This is a genomic window from Polaromonas sp. P1_G2, assembly GCF_056405515.1.
Genome location: NZ_JBFUBY010000417.1, coordinates 1 through 3505, shown reverse-complemented (window position 1 = coordinate 3505; position 3505 = coordinate 1). Strand labels below are relative to the sequence as shown.

The 3505-nt window shown below is 66.5% G+C and carries 4 protein-coding genes; 1 reads left to right on the top strand and 3 read right to left on the bottom strand.

Annotated features, from left to right (window positions below; all coding sequences use genetic code 11):
- Together AC1D0P_RS24535 and AC1D0P_RS24530 are read right to left on the bottom strand one after the other, a co-directional pair.
- Window positions 1-492, bottom strand: a 492-nt coding sequence (locus tag AC1D0P_RS24535; protein WP_477679119.1) for an AfsR/SARP family transcriptional regulator, incomplete at its 3' end; no start/stop codon positions are given.
- Window positions 493-501: 9 nt separating this feature from the next.
- Window positions 502-777 (bottom strand): DUF4242 domain-containing protein, encoded by a 276-nt coding sequence (locus tag AC1D0P_RS24530; protein WP_477679118.1) that lies wholly within the window; start codon window positions 775-777, stop codon window positions 502-504.
- Between the two features lie 148 nt (window positions 778-925).
- On the opposite strand from AC1D0P_RS24530, the gene AC1D0P_RS24525 reads away from it, so the two are divergent.
- Window positions 926-2338: a MipA/OmpV family protein gene (locus tag AC1D0P_RS24525; protein WP_477679117.1), complete on the top strand. Its 1413-nt coding sequence runs from the start codon at window positions 926-928 to the stop codon at window positions 2336-2338.
- Here AC1D0P_RS24525 and mnmA read toward each other — a convergent pair.
- A partial coding sequence (gene mnmA / locus AC1D0P_RS24520) for a tRNA 2-thiouridine(34) synthase MnmA (protein WP_477679116.1) occupies window positions 2317-3505 on the bottom strand: 1189 nt, incomplete at its 5' end. The two genes, AC1D0P_RS24525 and mnmA, sit on opposite strands and share 22 nt — an antisense overlap.

Here is a 3505-nt window from a genome sequence, read left to right as displayed (position 1 = left end):
GGCCAGGGCGGCCTCGCGCAGCACGGCCTCCGCGGCGGCCTGGAGATGGCGGCGCTCCGCGGCGAGCCAGACCTCGAAGGCCGGGCTGCCCGAAAAGTTCATGCCCTCCAGCAGTTCGCGGTCCAGACCGGGCACGCACAGGGCTTGCGCCCAGCTTCCCGACAGCACCGCCCTGAGGTCGACATAACTGGCCGGCGTCAAGGGCAGGGCGATCAGTTCGCCGCGCAGTTCCGCATGGCCGAGCAGGCGGCGCAGTTCGCTGAGGTTCCAGCGCAGGGCGGCCAGCGGGTCTTCGGCATCCTCGAACAGCAAGCCCGCCAGGTGTTTGCGGCTGACCGGCGCATCGCTGCGCACCAGGTAGGCCAGCAGGCCCCAGGCCTTGTGCCCGCGCGGCGCCGGCACGGGCTGGCCGCCGCGCTCCACGCGCGGCGGGCCCAGCAGGTGGACGGCAAGCCCCAGGGGCGGCGGCACGCTGGGGGTTTGCGCGTCCACCGGCGGGCCTCAGGCTTCGGCCGTGGTGGGGTCGATGACGCCGGTGACCCGCGCGACGGAGTCCGCCGGGAAGCCGCCCCTGCGCGCATGCTCCTTCACGAGTTCCTCGCTGGCCGCGTTGTAGATGCAGTACATCTTGCCTCCCGTCAGGTAGCTCTTCACCCACTGCACTTCGGTGCCGAGTTCGCGCAGCACGCCGCACGATTTCTGGGAGATGGAGTGCAGCTCGGCGGGCTTGAGGGCGCCGAGTCCGGGGATGGCACGTTCGATCACGAATTTGGGCATAACAGGCTCCGTAAAAAGTTGAAGGAGACCCGACGATAGGCAGTGTACGTGTGAGCCCGCGTGTGAGGAAATGGGTTCAGAGGGCATGCCGGCCTAGCCCATTTGTGCCTTTTTGCTTACAAGTTGAACGGGCCGGGGCGTGGCGTTCATGGATAGCATCGGAGTGTCCGCAGCGCCCTGCCTGGCGGCGGCCCTTTCCAACAGCAGATTTCCAACAAAAAATGACCCGCCGGCCCTGGCCGGCGGCAACACCGAACCGCTCACCGACATCCTCTCGACGCCCGGCAGCGCGGGGCTGGGCCTGGTGACGCGCATCGAGCGCTCGCCCTACAAGGATGCGGGCACCCGCTACGACCTGTTGCCGCTTTACCTTTACGAGGGCGAGCGGCTGTTCCTGCATGCCAACCGGGGTGGCGTGAAGCTGCTCAACGGCAGCGAGCGGCGGCTGGACCTTTTTGTGGAGCAGCGCCTGGAGGGCTTTCCCACCGAGCGCCTGCCGGCCAGCCTGGCCGGCATGTCGGCGCGTGACTCCGCCATCGACCTCGGCCTGGCCTACCGCTGGCGCCAGCCCTGGGGCACGCTGCAGGCCGAGCTGGTGCACGACATCGGCAACACCTACAAGGGCAATGAATTCCGCCTTGGCTATACCTACGACTGGCGCTCCGGCCCGTGGATGCTGCGCCCCAGCCTGACGGTGGCGTTTCGCGACGCCAAGCTCAACAACTATTACTACGGCGTGCGGACCAGCGAGGCTACAGCGGGCCGTCCCGCCTATGAGCCCGGCGCGGGCGTGCAGACTTCGCTGGGCCTTTACGGCTCCTATGACGTCACGGAACGCTGGCGCCTGCTGGCCGGCGTATCGGCGACGTTTCTGGGAAACAAGGTCAAGGACAGCCCCATCGTGCAAAAAAGCGTGCTGCCCGCGGTCTATGTGGGCGCGGCCTACGACTTCGGCGGCCATAAGCGCGAGTGGGCCGAGGACGGCTCGCCCACTTACTTCAAGGTGCTGTACGGCAAGTCCACCGAGGACGGCTGCCACCTGGCCAAGATCATCACGGCGCAGTGCCTGTCGACGGCCAAGACCAACCCGACCAGCATCAGCGGCGTGCAGATCGGCAAGCCTTTCATCAACAACGTGAACGGCTGGCCGCTGGACTTCATCGGCTATGTGGGCCTGACCCACCACAACGACCGCGGCCTGCAGCCCAACGGACTGCAGCTCGACCTGTTCATGAAAGCCGTGTATTCAGGCTTCCCCTGGAGCGACCGCGTGAAGACCCGGCTGGGCCTGGGCGTGGGGGTGTCGATGGCGCAGCGCGCCCCTTACATCGAGTCCTCCAGCCTGGCGGCCAACGGCAAGCCGGCATCCCGCATGCTCAACTTCCTGGACCCGACCCTCGACGTGAGCCTGGGCGACCTGATCGGCTACCGGCCGCTCAAGGAAACCTACATCGGTTTCGGCGTGTCGCACCGCTCGGGGATTTTTGGCTCGTCGCGCCTGCTGGGCAACGTCAACGGCGGCTCCAACTACATCTACACCTACGTCGAAACGGCGCTGTGACGCGCCGCGCCGGTGTGAGGTGGCGCCGCCGACTGGTTCTGCACATTGCTGGCGGTGATCACGCCGCCGCCCAGGCAGACCTCGCCCTGGTAGAGCACGGCCGACTGCCCCGGTGTAACTGCCCACTGCGCATCGCTGAACGCCAGCTCACAGCCGGCTATGGAGGACTGGCGAAGTTCGCAGGGCGCGTCGGCCTGCCGGTAACGCGTCTTGGCCGCCATGGCGCCCGGCGCCGGTGCGTTGCCGGCCACCCAGCTGCAGTCCTGCGCCGTCAGCATCGTCGATTGCAGCCAGGGATGCTCATGGCCCTGCACCACCCACAGCGTGTTGGTCTCCAGGTCCTTGCGCGCCACGAACCAGGGCTCGTGTTCGCCCACGCCGCGCAGCCCGCGCGCCTGCGCGGCCTTCAAGTCGGCGCCTTTGGCTTTCACGCCGCCTATGCCCAGGCCCTGGCGCTGGCCCAGCGTATAGAAGGACAGGCCCACGTGTTCGCCCAGCACGCGGCCCTTGTCGTTTTTGATGGGGCCGGGCGCCTTGGCGATGTAGCGGTTCAGGAAATCGCGGAAAGGCCGTTCGCCGATGAAGCAGATGCCGGTCGAGTCCTTTTTCTTGGCATTCGGCAGGCCGATCTCGTCGGCAATGCGGCGCACTTCCGTCTTGTGCAGCTCGCCGACCGGGAACAGCGTCTTCGAAAGCTGCGCCTGGTTCAGCCGGTGCAGGAAATAACTCTGGTCCTTGGCCGGGTCCAGGCCCTTGAGCAGCTCATGCCGGCCGCTGGCTTCGTTGTGGCGCACGCGTGCATAGTGTCCGGTCGCGATTTTTTCAGCGCCCAGGCGCATGGCGTGGTCCAGGAAGGCCTTGAACTTGATCTCGGCATTGCACAGGATGTCGGGGTTGGGCGTGCGGCCGGCCTGGTATTCGCGCAGGAATTCGGCGAACACGCGGTCCTTGTAGTCGGCCGCGAAATTGACATGCTCGATCTCGATGCCGATCACGTCGGCCACGGCCGCGGCGTCGACAAAATCAATGTTGGACGAGCAGTATTCGCTGTCGTCGTCATCTTCCCAGTTCTTCATGAAGATGCCGATGACCTCGTGGCCCTGCTGTTTGAGCAGGTGCGCCGTCACCGCGGAGTCCACGCCTCCGCTCAAACCCACGTCGATCCGC

Bases quoted from the DNA above. Each gene is read 5' to 3' on its own strand.
- AC1D0P_RS24530 (WP_477679118.1), bottom strand. From the start codon at position 777: ATGCCCAAATTCGTGATCGAACGTGCCATCCCCGGACTCGGCGCCCTC.
- AC1D0P_RS24525 (WP_477679117.1), top strand. From the start codon at position 926: ATGGATAGCATCGGAGTGTCCGCAGCGCCCTGCCTGGCGGCGGCCCTT.